Genomic DNA, 14,268 nt, shown 5'->3' with positions numbered 1-14,268 from the left:
TTTAATCCATAAAAATAGATTTCAACTCTATTGCTTCCTTAGGATCCATTTTACCTGCTAAAACCAAGCTTAATTGCTTTCTACGTAAAGCTGCTTCATAACGTTGCTTTTCTAATTCAGTTTCTGGTTCAATTTGAGGAATTGGTACTGGTTTTCCTGTTTCGTCAACAGCTACAAACGTGTAAATTCCTTCATTTACCTTGGTTTTTTCACCTGATTGACGGTCTTCAATCCAAACATCTACATAAATCTCCATTGATGATTTAAAAGCACGTGAAACCTTTGCTTCTAAAGTTACCACACTTCCTACAGGTACCGACTTGGTAAATGCTACGTGATTTACAGAGGCTGTTACTACAATTCTTCTCGAATGACGGCGCGCAGCAATACTACAAGCTCTATCCATACGAGCTAATAATTCTCCTCCAAAAAGGTTATCTAAATAATTTGTTTCTCCTGGTAAAACTAAATCGGTAAGTACAGTTAACGATTCTTTTGGTGATTTTGCTCTCATCAATTAAATTTTGCTGCAAAGATACAGCAACAAAAAAATCTACCTAAAATAAATGCAGATTATTTAGCCAATAACCAAGCGTCTTCGCTTACTGATTCTTTAATAATTTCTAAGGCTTTTCTAGCTTCAGCCCTTGTTGCATAACTCGCAAAAGCTACTTGAGTTAAGCCTAATCCATTCTTTCCAACTATAGAAGCATCATAACCTTTATCTTGTAGATCAGCTAATTTATTTTCAGCATTATGTGCTTCTTGAAAAGCACCAGCAATGATATGAAAGCTTCTATCTTCTTTACTAACGTTTAAGTTAATAGTTGGTAACGGGTTATCGATTACAAAAGTTGCTGATTGAATTTTCTTCTCAACAGCTTTTTCTTGGTTTGCTAGTACCTTCTGTTGTTCCTGACTTTGAACACCATTCCAACCCACATAAGCAATTCCTACAAAAACAGCCGCTACTGCAGCTCTTCTTACATATAACGGAATTGTTTTTTTGTTTTCTTCAGTGGTAGTAGGTAATGATTTAACTGTTACTTCTTTCACTCTTTCTACGGAAGGTGTTGAAACCTCTGCCAATCCAAAAGATTCAGTTAAAAAATTACTAGACGGGTTTGGTTCAAAAACAACTTGTTTCGCTTCGTTTAAAGACAAACTTCCTACAGAAGCAACAGCAACAGTTGTTGTTGCTAACTTCTCATTCCATTGTGCAACTTCCTCAGTAATAAAAATAATTGCTTCTTCAAAAGAAATGTTTTTACTTGAAGCTATATAATTAGCCAATAAACCATCATTATGCTGTAAATACGCATTAAATGTAAGTTGTTTTTTGGGTGGGTAAAAAGTGTGCGTAGTAGTATTTACTCTAGCACCAATTTTATTGGTTACAAACCCTCCAAAATTAGGAACAATTACGCAATCGTATCTATATAATAAATCGTTAATGTAGTTGGCTAATGTCATAAGAACAAATATAGCTTTTTAGTACATTACTTTCAAGTAATCTCTTAATTTTTATTAACAGTTTTTTGTATATTGATACTCAAATTATTGCTATATGAACTCAGAAAAATTGCTAGCTATTCTACGGTTACAAGCAACCAAAAATGTAGGTGATATTTTAGCAAAAAAGCTAATTACAGCAACAGGAAGTGTTGAACAAGTATTTTTAGAAAAGAAAAATACTCTACATAAAATTAACGGAATTGGAACTCATGTAACCCAACATCTTTTTGATGAAAACAACCTAAAAAGAGCAGAAGAGGAGCTAGTCTATATTCAACAAAACAACATTGCTTTTTCTTATTTTTTAGAATCTGATTATCCGCAGTACTTGAAACATTGTATAGATGCTCCTATCTTAATTTTTAAGGATGGAAACCTCAACCTCAACAACAATAAAATTATTTCGATTGTAGGCACTCGAAAAATGAGTTCGTACGGACGTGATTTCTGCAATCAACTAGTTGAGGGTTTAAAGGAACATAATCCGATAATTGTAAGTGGTTTTGCCTACGGAGTAGATATTTGTGCGCACAAAGCTGCTATAAAAAACAATTTGCAAACTATTGCAGTGTTGGCACATGGATTGGATGAAATTTACCCGAAAACTCATAAAAAATATATTCACCAGGTAAATGAAAATGGCGGTTTCATTACCGAGTTTTGGCACGATGAGCAACCTATGAGAGAAAACTTTTTAAAACGAAATCGTATTGTAGCAGGGCTTTCAAAAGCAACTATCATTATAGAATCTGCTGAAAAAGGTGGCTCGTTAGTTACTGCCGATATTGCCAATTCTTATAATCGTGATGTATTTGCGCTATCAGGTAGAGCTACTGATGTATATAGCAAAGGATGTAACAACCTCATTAAAAATAATCAGGCACATTTATTGACTTCTGCTGAAGATATTGTAAAAATGCTCAACTGGGATCTACCGAGAACCGAGGCTCCCATCCAAAACAAACTTTTTATTGATTTAAATGAAATCGAACAAAAAATCTATGATTACTTACAGCAAAATGGTAAACAGTTATTGGATGTTATTGCGTTAGATTGCAATCTTCCTACCTATCAAATATCATCTATTTTAGTTCAAATGGAACTGAAAGGTGCAATAAAACCTTTACCTGGAAAAATGTTTGAAGTTTAGTACCTTTGAAGCATGTCAGAATATAAACTCATATCACAAAAAAAACCTGCTTTTCCAGTAAACAAAAAACTAGGAAACTACTTGAAAAGGCATAACAGAACTATAAAGATTCCTATTTTTTATGATGATTTGTTACGTTTTCAAGGAGCGATTGCTGTGTACGATAAGCACGATAATGATACGTTGTGGATACGTGTTTTTTACAATGAGTTTGAACGAGCAGAAATAGATTTATACCTAAAAAAAGTATATAATATTTTACACTCTAATGGTTCTGATGCTGGTATAAGGCACTTAAATGTTGATGCTATAGACTTTTGTACGTTTGGTAATTCTAAACCTTTTCGTATAAAAATTCGAAATATTTTAAATGATAACTATACCTACTTTTACGTTAAAAAAACCGATTCATCTCGTATTTACGGACTAGAGCTAGAAGATATCTTATCGCCTTATAACCTTAACTTTTTGGTATATGAAGACACGTTGATAGAAGAGCATATATCAGGGATTCCAGGAGATGTTTTTATCAACGACTATTTAGAAGATTGTTTAGATATTGAAAAAGCACAACTAGCTAAAGAATTTGTAAAGTTTAACGAACGTTGTATGATTCGTTTGTTAGGTGACATGCGTTCGTACAACTACGTGGTAGTGCCAACCCACGATTTTGAGAATGTAGTGTATAAAATCCGTCCGATAGATTTTGACCAACAGTGTTACGAAGGAAAGTTTAAAGTATATTATCCGCAGTTTTTTAAAGAAAATATAAAACTCGTTCAGCTAGTAGGAGATAAGCTTACTTCTGAATCTATTGAGCAATATCAAATAGAAGAACGATCAATTGTTGCTAAAAGAATTTTAGGTTCACGTTCTCGATTAAACCGCTTACTTGCTGCTATGAAATCAGATAATATTTCTACTCCTAAAAATATCGAACAATTAAAATCGGAAATTTTTGAATTTACAGGTGATATTAATTTTAGAGATAGTGATGGCATGGGAGAAGTTCTAGACAGTGCACTCACTTTTGTTCGTAGAAATTACGAAGATGTTAGTATGAAAACTATTATTCAACAGCAACAAAAACTACACTAATTTTTTCTGCTTCGAATACTTTCAATAATTACGGTTGTTAAAATCAAACTTCCTCCAATATAAGTGTTCCATGTGGGGATTTCGTTTAAAAAAACAAACGCTAACAAAATTCCAAAAATCGGCTGAATACTACTAATAATGCTTGCGGTTGATGCCGAAAAAAACTGTAGTGAATGTACCATTAAACTATGTCCGATAGCCGTAGTTAACAACCCTAATAATAACAAATAGGGGAGTTGCTCTCGAAAGCCAGAAATATCCATAAAAAACAATACAGGAACCAATAAAACAGTAATAATTATCGTTTGATAAAACATTAACATTACTCCGTTATATTGCTGTACATATTGCTTTAAAATGAGAATTCTTATTGAATAGCATAGGGCAGAGAACAAACCAAATAAAACTCCTTGAACTTGAGTGTTTTTGATATCAAATTCTGGCGCTAAAATGTATAATCCTAGTAACACTAACAAGCCTAAAACGATGTGTATGGGGTTGAATTTTATCTTTAAAAACAGTGGTTCTAAAAAAGCAATCATTACCGGAAAGGTGTACAACGACAACATCCCGATTGCTACGTTAGATAGTTTTAAGGCGTAAAAATAGGTAATCCAATGGGCTGCCATAAAAACACCACCTATAATAAACGGAAGCACATGCTTCTTCGATTGTATTTTTAAATCAATCTTTCTAAATCGGCAAAAAGCATATAAAATGACCATGGCAAACGCTGAACGAAACCAAATAATGACTTCAGAAGGCATGGCAATGTACTTGCCCAATACTCCTGAAGTACTGATGAAAAAAGTGGCTAAAAGTAAGCCAGAAACATGTTTTATATGATTGTTTTGCATGAGGGTAAATGTATGTCATTTCGAAGGAGGTTACGACTGAGAAACCTCTTTGTTCTGGTTTAGTGACTTTTAAGAGTTTTTCACAACTAACCTTAGTGAGATTTCTCGCTATCGCTCGAAATGACACTTTGTTTGTTGTCGTCATTGCGACCCCGAAGCATCGAGACTAGCAATCTCTAAGTTGTGAGTTTACATTGTCACATCGAGTAAATTTCTTTTCCGATAGAAAAAAGAAATTTGTATCGAGATGTATATGGACTATAGTTCTCGATACAGTTTTCACTCATTCTAATCGTAAAAACCAATCGAACAGACAAAGCTTAATTATTAAACTTCTTTTTTGCTAAATTAGGTAGTTTTTCAAACTCATTATTTATAAGAACTTCTTTTTTTGCTCTTGACCATTTTTTAATTTGTTTTTCTTTTTCAATAGCCATTTCTATGTTGGTAAACTCACAATAAAAGACTAATTCTACAGGTCTTCTTTTTGAAGTATAACTATCTTTAAAAGTTCCTTTTTGGTGTTGAAATATTCGTTGAGATAGATTTGAAGTTACTCCTATATAATAGCTTTTATCTGAACATTGTAATATGTAAACAAAATATTTTTTAATTTAAAAATTTATCAACGAATTAGTTGCTTTTTACAAGAATAACAATTCTTTATTCCGTCATTGCTAAGGTAAGGGAGCGTGCCCATATTTTGGTTATGAGTTTACATTGTCACATCGAGTGAATTTCTTTTCCAATAGAAAAAAGAAATTTGTATCGAGATGCATATAAGCTAGTTCTCGATACAGTTTTCACTCATTCTAATCGTAAAAACCACTCGAACAGACAACTTCTTCGCTCGTTCCTCACTCGCAATGACATTGATTTAAACTTTCTGTAACGTCTCTAACGCTTTGTGAACAGTATCAATTTTTATAAACGTAATGAGTAAACGCAAGCCGTTTTTGGTTTTCTTTTCTTTCATTACACAACTCTTCGGATTTTGCTGTACGTACTTCAACATCTTCGTAAACGCTTCGGTTTGATAAAAACCACTTTGTTGATCGGACACAAAATACCCAATCAATCGTTTTTGCTTTAAAACCACCTTTTCTAAGCCCAAGTCTTTCGCTAACCATTTAATGCGAACACTGTCTAACAAATCAGCTACTTGCGTTGGATATTCTCCAAAGCGGTCGATAATTTCAGACTCAAACGTTTGCAATTCTTCTTCTATATTCAGAGTGCCTAACTTGTTATACAAACTCAAACGTTCGGTTACTGAGTTCACATAATCATCGGGGAATAGAATTTCAAAATCAGTATCAATTTGTACCTCTTTTACATATTCCTTCGGAGCGTTTTCGTCTGTTGGATATAAGTCTTTAAACTCGTTTTCTTTAAGCTCTTCAATCGCTTCTTTTAATATTTTTTGATAGGTATCAAATCCAATATCGTTGATAAATCCACTTTGTTCACCTCCTAATAAATCCCCAGCACCACGAATTTCTAGATCTTTCATGGCAATATTCAATCCGCTACCCAACTCAGAAAACATTTCTAATGCTTGAATTCGTTTACGCGCATCGTCGGTCATCATATGATATGGCGGCGTAATAAAATAACAGAAGGCTTTTTTGTTCGAACGTCCTACACGACCTCGCATTTGGTGTAAATCCGACAATCCAAAATTGTTCGCATTGTTGATGAATATTGTATTCGCATTCGGTACATCCAATCCACTTTCAATAATCGTAGTCGATACCAGTACATCAAACTCATTGTTCATAAAACCAAGCATGAGTTCTTCTAACTTTTTTCCTTCCATTTGCCCATGTCCAATCCCTATTTTCGCATTAGGCACCAAACGTTGTAACAATCCTGCGACTTCTTTGATGTTTTCAATACGGTTGTGGATGAAAAATATTTGTCCTCCACGAGAAATCTCGTACGAAATAGCATCTCTGATCGTTTCTTCACTAAAACGAATCACATTGGTTTCTATGGGGTGACGGTTGGGTGGAGGTGTTTTAATCACCGATAAATCACGCGCCGCCATTAAACTGAACTGTAAGGTACGCGGAATTGGTGTTGCGGTTAAGGTTAGTGTATCTACATTTTCTTTAATGGTTTTTAGCTTGTCTTTTGCCGCTACTCCAAATTTTTGTTCCTCATCAATAACCAATAATCCCAAATCTTTAAACTGAATGCTTTTATTTGTTAATTGATGCGTACCAATTACAATATCCACACCGCCGTTAGTTATTCCCTCTAAAACGCCTTTGCGTTGTTTTGCGGTTCTAAATCGGTTTAAATAATCAATTGTAACAGGAAAGTCTTTTAATCGCTTAGAAAAGGTTTTAAAGTGCTGAAATGCCAAAATGGTTGTGGGCACTAACACCGCTACCTGTTTTCCGTTGTCTACCGCTTTGAACGCTGCTCGTATAGCAATTTCTGTTTTTCCAAAACCAACATCACCACACACCAAACGATCCATAGGTTGCTCTTTTTCCATATCGGTTTTTACCTCTTGGGTAGAAGAAAACTGATCGGGCGTATCTTCATATAAAAAACTTGCTTCTAACTCATGTTGCATGTGCGTATCGGGTCCGAAAGCAAATCCTTTTTGGAGTCTACGTTTGGCATATAACTGAATTAAGTTAAACGCAATATGCTTAACGCGGGCTTTGGTTTTTTGCTTGACTTTTTTCCAAGCTCCTGACCCTAATTTATATACTTTAGGCGGTTTTCCGTCTTTTCCGTTGAACTTTGATATTTTGTGTAGCGAGTGAATGCTCACATATAAAATATCGCGATCGCCATATACTAGTTTAATGGCTTCTTGCTTTTTGCCTTCTACATCAATTTTTTGCAGTCCGCCAAACTTTCCAATTCCGTGGTCAATATGCGTTACATAATCGCCTACGTCTAATTTGGTGAGTTCTTGTAAGGTGATGGATTGCTTTTTCGCGTATCCGTTTTTGAGTCGGAATTTATAATAACGTTCAAAGATTTGATGATCGGTATAACAAACAATTTTATTATCTAAATCAACAAAGCCTTGGTACAACGGAAATACAATGGTTTCATAGGAAACTTCTTGTTCACCATCGTCAAAAATATCGTGGAAACGTTGTGCTTGTTGGTCGTTAGAACAAAAGATATAGTTGGTAAATCCTTTGGCTGAAAATTCATTAAAATTCTGAATTAACAACTCGAATTTTTTATTGAAAGACGGCTGTGGATGGGTGTCGAAACTAATTTCGGTGAGATCTCTCACCTCTGCTCGAGATGACAAGTGTGCCAAAGTAAACTCTTGTAATTGGTTTTTAATCAGCTCGCCGTTGCAAAACAATTCTTCTGGTTTTGCGTGTTTTATTTCGGTAGATAGTTCGTTAAAAGAGAGTTCTGCTTTTCGGTAGAATTTATCTAACGAATCGCTTAGCAAGTCTACATTCTTAACAAAAACAGCGGTTTTAGACCAGATATATTTTAAAAAGCTCTCTCTGCTTTCTTGCAAAGCTTTGTTTTCTACATTGGGCATAATGCTCACTTTCTTTAGTTTTTCTTTAGAAAGTTGCGTTTCTACATCAAAGGTTCGGATGCTGTCTACCTCATCGCCAAAAAACTCAATACGATAGGGTTCATCGTGAGAAAAAGAAAACACATCGATAATTCCACCACGTACCGAAAACTCACCAGGTTCGGTAACAAAATCTACACGATTAAACTGGTATTCAAACAGTACTTCGTTGACAAAATCGAGCGATACTTGCTCGCCCACCGATACTTTTAACGTGTTTTTTTCCAGTTCTTTCTTCGTCACTACTTTTTCGAATAGGGCAGTAGGGTAGGTAACAATAATCGCAGGTTTTTTGCGAGAATTGATACGGTTTAACACCTCTGAACGCAGCAGTACATTGGCATTGTCGGTTTCTTCTATCTGGTAGGGTCTGCGATACGAACCCGGATAAAACAACACGTTTTTATCGCCTAATAACTGCTCTAAATCGTTTAGGTGATAGGCGGCTTCTTCCTTGTCGTTACAAATTAACAAGTAAGGTTTATCGGCTTGTTTAAAAGTTTCGGAAATGACAAAAGACAACGAAGAACCGACCAAATTCGTAATTTGAAAATGGTGTTGTTCTTGTTGAAGCTGATTTACAATCTGTTTTACATTATCAGATTGTTGGTATTGGTTTACAATCGATTGTTTGCTCAACGTACAAAAATTTTGAGCAAATGTACGAGGTTTATTTTTTGTGTGAGCGGGTTTTGTTTTTTTACGGTCTCTTATATGGTGTATTTTCTTCTCGAAGGGAGAAATGCTTTATTTATTATGCATAAGTTTATTCTATGTGAGTTAAATTATATTCTACTTTTTCTTTATCAGTTAGAGGATTATATATAGTAGTTTTTGTAATTATGCCTCTACAATAATCTCTAATATGAAATTCTTTCATTTTTTCTAAGAGGTCAATTGAAAATGTGCCAAATAATCTTTTCTTATCTATTGTTTCAATTTCAAATTTACCTTTTGCACTTATAGTTATTAACTCTCCTTCAAACTCAATTTCCTGAGGTTCAGAAATCTCTATCTTATTAATCGTGTTATAAAGAGAAAGTATTTTTTCTTTTTTTCCGTTCCAGAAATATTCTTTGTTGTCTGGGCTATCCCATTTCAAATCACATTCAAGATTATCGTCAGTTAGTTCCTTTAAGAATTTGGAAATATACTTTAGACTTTTCCCTCCTACATTAACTATATTATCAGTTACTTGATCTGGTGTAGTGGAATTAAAAAAGTTGAATGTATTTTCTAAACTATTTTGGAGAATGCTTTCTCCAAATAAGTCAGGAGATGTTTTTCCTGATACATAAAATATTGTTGAGCCTCTACCTATGTTTTCTAATCTTAAATCAATTGTTTCTTTAATTATTTGATTTCTTTTTTTTCCTCCTTTTTTTCCAAATTGTATATACTTAGAAGTGTTATGAATTGAAAGAGAAAAATTAGTTGTAATTCCTCCTACTATATTTAAAGGTAAAGTTCCATAACTCGCAGAGTTACCAATCAAACGAATTTTTATTATTTCTTTTTCTCTCTTTAAGTTTTCTTGGTAAAGTTGTTGTTGAAGGTCTTCTAATTGATTTTTATAAGAACTCATTTTTAAACTTAAAGAAAAGTCATTAGGACTTTCTTTAACCTCTATTTCCAAAGATTCAATCAACTTAAATAGTTCATCAATGTTATTTTTTATTCTCTGAAAATTACTCATATTGAAATTCGTATTATTCCTTTTGGTTTTTCGTTTCTTGAGAATCCAAACCACCCGCGCCAGTAACTACGCATATTTAAATCATGATTTGGAACAATAAAAACATCACAATTATAACGAATTGAAGATGTATTTCTATCATTAAGTTCTTCTAAAATACGTTTTTTTTCTTCAGGTAAATTATTTGCTTCTTGACCATCAACAAAAAAGATCATGTCAATGTCTCCAGGTTCTGGTTTTTTTGTTGAAAAAGAACCGTCTACCCATACTTCAGAAGAAATGCCTGTTTCTTTGAATCTATCTAATAAAGCTTCAAAACGAGTAACTAAATATTCTCTTCTTTCTGATTCATCAAATGGTTCGACAAATACTTTTCTTAGCTCAGTTTCCTGAATATCCTTAAATCCTGCCTGAAAAAGTGGTTCGTATTCCATTTTATAATTATGCACAACTTGTTTATATTTCTTTTTTTGTATACCTAAATTAGGTGTACACAACCAAAATTCTTTACGGCAATCCATAAAGAAGTGTTTGTTTTTATTTTTTTTATAAAAAATAGTTGAGATAAGGGGTAGTACTACTTTTTACTTTTTTAGCGTGTTAAACATAGTAAAAAAAGAGGAGGGAGGCAAACCTTTTTGTCTTTACAAGGGAAGTTATAACCGAAGTAAGCTGTTCATTTAGAACTCGTAACGGAAAGATTGCTTTGTTTTAGCCTGTCTTGAGCGACAGTCGATAGGCTCACAATTACGGATAAGAAGCAATGGCGAGGTAACTGTTGTTTTGTACAAAAAAATAGTTGAGATAAAGGATAACACTACTTTTTTAGTTTACTACAAAGTCGCTACTCCTAAAATAGCCAAGCCCGAAAAAGAAATGCCACCCAAATGAAACTAAATAAGGAAATAACTAAACCAGCTATTGCAAGTCCTCTTGGCTTTTTAAATATTCCAACTAAAGACAGAATAAATCCTAAAGCCCATATCAACCACCCTAAAACAGGAAACCATCCAAAAAATAAACCTATTACTGCTAAAATAAATCCTGCTATTCCAACGCCATTTATTTTAGCAGTAATACGTTCTTTCTCTTTTTGGGTTACAATAACTGTTTGACCTTGATTTTCATTATTTTGATCTTTCAAATTTGCAATTTCACTCATTAAATCTAGTTTTATATTTTCTTCCGTTTCTTTTCATATGTATACAACCACTATCTTTTACAGCAACCCATAAAGAAGTGTTTGCCTTTTGTGAATAAAAAAATAGTTGAGATAAGGGGTACTACTACTCTTTACTTTTTTAGCGCGTTAAACGTAGTAAAAAAAGAGGAGGGAGCCAAGTATATTTATGTATGAGTTTGTAAGGGTGTTTTTTGACTTTAGAGAGTATTTGTAACTCCCGTGTGAGATTTCTCCCTACGCTCGAAATGACAGGATGCTAAGAATGAAAAACAACAACTCCAACGTCATTTCGAAGGAGGACACGACTGAGAAATCTTACAGTCGCGTGTTAGGTACTTTAAAGTGTACTTATAACTCCCATGAATGAGATTTCTCACTAGCGCTCGAAATAACAATACACTTATTTTTTATTAATCGTAATAGCTCCAACTCGTGCTAACTGACTTACAAAATCAAATACATCCATTAATTCCCAAGTAGGAGTGAGGTGGTTTTGTAATTCTTCAAAGTTTATGGTTTTTCCTGTGTTTAGCTTTTCTATAATTGTGCTTAGTTGTGAGTTATTGCTAACAACAACTTCATTTCCTCTTGCCATGATACAGGTTTTCTCTGTGTTTTCTGTATGTAATAACAACGGAAAAATGGTTTTTCCCATAATTTGAAATGGCGGATTGAGTACTCCTTCGTTGTTTTGAAATATTGATGGATTTAATACTCCAGCGTTACTTTTTAGTTTCGTTATGTATTTTGTAAGTGTGCTTTTGCATTTATTTTCCCACGTTTTTGGGTTTAATAAGCCATTCCAATTCAATTCTTCGGTTGTAATATCTACGGGTGATAAGTACCCTACTTTTGGATTTTTAGTTAACTCACTTGCGGCTATTTGTGTAGCAATTGTTTTTTCTAAATAGTCTCTGGACGGATTGATATAATCCATTACCACACTCAGCGAAAACTCATCGGTTTTTGCAATATGATATACATGATGCGGAATAAACATGGCCGATTTTGCTTTTAACGGATATTTTGTGGAGCTTGGTAGCATTATATCTACCTCGTGGAACACTTTGGTATGGTGTTCTATTTGGTTGTATTCTTCAATATCCCAAGTGTAAAAACCTTTATCATTTGGGCCTAAGTGAAACAAAAAACCATCTTCTCCTTTGGCATCTTTATGAATTCCGAAAGGGGTAAAACCATAATTTCCCATAAAAAACAAAAAAGAAAGTCCGCCCAAGGGCATTCCTGCTTTTTGGAGTAGTGGAGCAACTATATGGCACATTCTCTCAGTAAACTCATTACTAAAGGTTTCTAAACTATTGAAAACAACTCCGAATTTTTGATATCAGAATAACTTCATACACCATTGCTCAATAGTTTCATTTTCTTCGGGTCTATTAGCAGCCATTTCTTCTGCAATTCCGTTTTGAAGCTCATGATTTATGTATACTTTGATGCCTTTATGTAATTCTCCTTTGTCTAAAAACCGATTGATGATGTTTTTTAATTCTTGTTTTAAAAAGGTTACATCGTCATCAGAAAGTATATTGTCTATTGATGTTGGTTTGGTGAGTTCTTGTGAGTTTTGGTAGAGTTTTTTCCAAGTTTTAGAATTCTTCTCGTTGTTCATAGGCTGGTTTTAAAACTTCTGTCCATAAAAATAAGGTATTTTGAAAATTATTTTTATGCTTTTATTCCCTTATTTTAATCAGTTATACCAGCTCAACGTTATTTCGAAAGAGTAGGTGACCTAAGTAATCTGTTAGTTGGAAACACACGATTTAAAGATTGCTTCGCTATCGCTCGCAAAGACGAGATAACTGTTATTTTGTGTCTAAACACTTACCTGTTTCAAAATCTTCTTTAGCGATTGGCTTTCCATTAATTGTATCAGTATCCCAATCTTGTGCAATTAACCATATACCATTCTTTTTATTAAGTGCCACGTGGAACCTTCCGTATACAATACGAGGTTCTTTACTTTTTTCGGTATATATAACTCGGTAATAACCTACTTCGTAACCCATACTTTCTTTGTAAGTTCTTTGGTTAAAGCAAAAATCTATTTGTCTTTTCTTTGTTGTTGGTTTTTGATAAGATGTTTGTACTGATGTTTTGTATTCTGCTCCTATACGAATACCATATTTATTAACTCTTAATACATCATTGGTATGTAAACTATTAAATGTATTCCAATCTCTAGCTTCAAAAGATTTTTTAAATGGTTGCCATATTTGTTGGTTGACTTCTTTTTCTATTACTTCTTTATTTTGTGAAAAACTAAACGTAATTGAAATTAGAAAAATTAAAATAGTATATACAGTTTTCATTTTTGATAATATTGAAAATTCACTTGTTAACAAGTTAGTAATTTTTCAAGAGTAAAACTAAATTAAGATTTATTGATTCTTTTTTATGTTTCTATAAGAATGATCTATTAAAATTTAATTTCTCGTGTTTTTTTACGAAAACCTACATAAGCGTTGTTTTAAAGAACGTATAACAATTACAACAAGTGTTTGTATTGGTTAAAAATTAAAATTCTTTAAAACGCGTAAAAAAACGCTGTTTTTTATTACTAGTTCTTATATTGTTTGTATTTACAATAAGAAAAAATAATACTTCGTTTTTGGTTAGAATTGTTAACTTTCGGCGGTAGTTATGTGACTTTTTTTTTAAACTTTGCTTCCTATATAAGTATCGTTTATTTTCAATTATAAAAACAAAAAAAATTATGGCAATATCAGATTTATATTCAACCGGAAAACACAAACAAGAAATAGGGCACTTTGCTAGCGTAATAAAAATTGCTAAGACTGATGAAATTATTTCAGAAGGAGAACTATTATTATTAAATAGAGCAGCTAAAAAATTAAATATTAGTGATGAAGAATACGAACTAATTTTAAAAAACCCTGAAAAGTACCCTATAAATGCACCTGTAAGTTACGAAGAGCGTATTGAACGTTTATTTCTTTTAACAAGAATGATCTTTGCTGATGAAGATGTAGCTAAAGAAGAAGTTGGTATACTACGTAAAATTGCAGTAGCTTTGCATTTCTCTACTGAGAAAGCAGAAAAAATTTGTGATGAAGCCATCCATTTAGTTTTAAACGATAACGATTTAGAAGACTTTACCACAGCTATTAAAAAAGTAAATGCAGATTAAATTAATTATACTAAAAACTTATTAAA

Annotated in this window: 14 protein-coding genes; 3 read left to right on the top strand and 11 right to left on the bottom strand. The window is 33.2% G+C overall.

From position 1 onward, the window contains the following. Position 1: 1 nt before the first annotated feature. Both ACQYZ7_RS02925 and ACQYZ7_RS02920 read right to left on the bottom strand, forming a co-directional pair. Positions 2–514 carry an acyl-CoA thioesterase gene (locus ACQYZ7_RS02925; RefSeq protein WP_099214905.1) on the bottom strand — a complete coding sequence of 171 codons (513 nt, stop codon included), beginning with the start codon at positions 512–514 and terminating at the stop codon, positions 2–4. A 59-nt stretch (positions 515–573) separates the two neighbouring features. Next, positions 574–1,473 carry an SPOR domain-containing protein gene (locus ACQYZ7_RS02920; RefSeq protein WP_430728291.1) on the bottom strand — a complete coding sequence of 300 codons (900 nt, stop codon included), beginning with the start codon at positions 1,471–1,473 and terminating at the stop codon, positions 574–576. Between the two features lie 94 nt (positions 1,474–1,567). On the opposite strand from ACQYZ7_RS02920, the gene dprA reads away from it, so the two are divergent. Next, complete coding sequence (dprA, locus tag ACQYZ7_RS02915; protein ID WP_430728290.1) at positions 1,568–2,665, top strand: DNA-processing protein DprA; 1,098 nt, start codon at positions 1,568–1,570, stop codon at positions 2,663–2,665. A gap of 12 nt (positions 2,666–2,677) precedes the next feature. Beyond that, a complete protein-coding gene (locus ACQYZ7_RS02910) occupies positions 2,678–3,763 on the top strand; it encodes a hypothetical protein (RefSeq protein WP_430728289.1) in 1,086 nt (361 codons plus the stop codon). Here the strand turns inward: ACQYZ7_RS02910 and ACQYZ7_RS02905 are convergent. From ACQYZ7_RS02905 to ACQYZ7_RS02865, 9 genes are all read right to left on the bottom strand, one after another. Beyond that, positions 3,760–4,620: a DMT family transporter gene (locus ACQYZ7_RS02905; protein ID WP_430728288.1), complete on the bottom strand. Its 861-nt coding sequence runs from the start codon at positions 4,618–4,620 to the stop codon at positions 3,760–3,762. The genes ACQYZ7_RS02910 and ACQYZ7_RS02905 overlap by 4 nt on opposite strands. A 320-nt stretch (positions 4,621–4,940) precedes the next feature. After that, positions 4,941–5,234 carry a GIY-YIG nuclease family protein gene (locus ACQYZ7_RS02900; RefSeq protein WP_430728869.1) on the bottom strand — a complete coding sequence of 98 codons (294 nt, stop codon included), beginning with the start codon at positions 5,232–5,234 and terminating at the stop codon, positions 4,941–4,943. Positions 5,235–5,497: 263 nt separating this feature from the next. Beyond that, positions 5,498–8,833, bottom strand: a complete 3,336-nt coding sequence (mfd, locus tag ACQYZ7_RS02895) for a transcription-repair coupling factor (protein WP_430728287.1) — start codon at positions 8,831–8,833, stop codon at positions 5,498–5,500. A 127-nt stretch (positions 8,834–8,960) separates the two neighbouring features. After that, complete coding sequence (locus tag ACQYZ7_RS02890; protein WP_430728286.1) at positions 8,961–9,890, bottom strand: hypothetical protein; 930 nt, start codon at positions 9,888–9,890, stop codon at positions 8,961–8,963. After that, on the bottom strand, positions 9,887–10,411 hold the full coding sequence (locus ACQYZ7_RS02885; protein WP_430728285.1) for a DUF6932 family protein: 525 nt from the start codon (positions 10,409–10,411) through the stop codon (positions 9,887–9,889). The genes ACQYZ7_RS02890 and ACQYZ7_RS02885 overlap by 4 nt, the downstream gene beginning before the upstream one ends. Before the next feature lie 329 nt (positions 10,412–10,740). Further along, entirely contained in the window at positions 10,741–11,052 is a 312-nt protein-coding gene (locus ACQYZ7_RS02880; RefSeq protein ID WP_430728284.1) for a hypothetical protein, read from the bottom strand. Positions 11,053–11,473: 421 nt separating this feature from the next. Then, positions 11,474–12,355: an RNA methylase gene (locus ACQYZ7_RS02875; RefSeq protein WP_430728283.1), complete on the bottom strand. Its 882-nt coding sequence runs from the start codon at positions 12,353–12,355 to the stop codon at positions 11,474–11,476. 63 nt (positions 12,356–12,418) lie between these two features. Further along, a complete protein-coding gene (locus ACQYZ7_RS02870) occupies positions 12,419–12,703 on the bottom strand; it encodes a hypothetical protein (protein ID WP_430728282.1) in 285 nt (94 codons plus the stop codon). A 193-nt stretch (positions 12,704–12,896) separates the two neighbouring features. Beyond that, positions 12,897–13,403 (bottom strand): hypothetical protein, encoded by a 507-nt coding sequence (locus tag ACQYZ7_RS02865; RefSeq protein WP_430728281.1) that lies wholly within the window; start codon positions 13,401–13,403, stop codon positions 12,897–12,899. A 404-nt stretch (positions 13,404–13,807) separates the two neighbouring features. Here ACQYZ7_RS02865 and ACQYZ7_RS02860 point away from each other — a divergent pair, with 404 nt between their 5' ends. After that, positions 13,808–14,242, top strand: a complete 435-nt coding sequence (locus ACQYZ7_RS02860; protein WP_430728280.1) for a TerB family tellurite resistance protein — start codon at positions 13,808–13,810, stop codon at positions 14,240–14,242. The last annotated feature ends 26 nt before the right edge of the window (positions 14,243–14,268 follow it).

This window comes from Tenacibaculum sp. SDUM215027 (assembly GCF_050566205.1).
Lineage (GTDB): Bacteria > Bacteroidota > Bacteroidia > Flavobacteriales > Flavobacteriaceae > Polaribacter.
This window is presented reverse-complemented; position numbering and strand designations above follow the sequence as displayed.